The sequence below is a fragment of the Treponema endosymbiont of Eucomonympha sp. genome (assembly GCF_001028545.1).
This window is the reverse complement of sequence record NZ_BBPW01000219.1, coordinates 1-1015: the sequence shown is the minus strand read 5'-3', so window position 1 is coordinate 1015 and position 1015 is coordinate 1. Positions and strand designations below refer to the sequence as shown.

Annotated in this window: 1 protein-coding gene; it reads left to right on the top strand. The window is 63.8% G+C overall.

Going from position 1 to position 1015, the window contains the following annotated elements:
• Positions 1-641 (top strand): hypothetical protein (locus tag AWU74_RS11785; protein ID WP_187150894.1); only part of this gene is annotated, 641 nt, incomplete at its 5' end.
• Positions 642-1015: the final 374 nt, after the last annotated feature.

Genomic DNA, 1015 nt, shown 5'->3' with positions numbered 1-1015 from the left:
CCCCGAACCCCGCCGACTACCCGCTGGTCAAGGCGGTTCTGGACAGGGGGCTGAAGCCCGCCGACTATGTCGGCTATACGGCGTACTACTGGCTTTATCGGGATGAACGGGAGCCGAAGCCGTTCGGCATGGAACCGGAAATGTATTTTAGGATGCTGGCAACATACGAAAGCGAGATAACCCTTGAGCACCGCGACTACTGCAGGCAGTACGAGCTGTACGCCGCCGCCGAGGCTCTGCCGCTTGAGCCGGGCGAAGCGCGGCTTGACCGCGAATATATCGCGGGGCGGGGAATAGACTTTTCGAGCGAGGAGTTTGCGGAGCGGCTCAACGGCTATTCGGTGCGGAAGAGCGCGTTTGAGAACGTCGGGGACATAATCGACGGGTACTGGGAGGGGCTGCAGGGCACGCCGGCGTTTCGCCGGGCATTCGAGCGGGCGGTCGAAGGCATCGGCGCGTACCTCGACTCGGCGGACGTCGCCGCCGTGTGCCTGCCGACGTGTTTTAAGCTCCGCCATACGTTCCCGGTGTACCGCTGCCGCGCGCCGTACCTTGCCGTCTGCGGCGCGGCGCAGGCGCTGTCGCTCGACTGGGTGCAGGTGCCCGTCGTCGCCGTGCACCTTGAGGGCGACTCCAAATAGAAACCATTATATACGGCAGTGTCAGAACACGGCAATATCGGGCGGCAATTCCCCCCCGCTCTCTGCTCCCGCCCTGTTTTTGTGGGTTCGGCAGCCGCCTTATTTGCGTGCCTGTACCCCGCCCGCGGCTCCACTTATGCCCCGCCCGCGGCTCTGCCTGTGCCCCGCCCGCATAACTGCCTGTTATACGGGCGCATAACTGCCTGTACTCCGCCCGCATAACCGTCGGTGATGCGGGCGGGCGCGTTTCACGTTACCGTCAGCGTTTTCCGGTAGTCTATGACGCGCGTATCCCTGAGCAGTTGTTTGCCGTGCATATATCGCGTGACCACCCGCAGCGTGTACGCGCCCGCCTCCAGATCCGGCGGCACCTG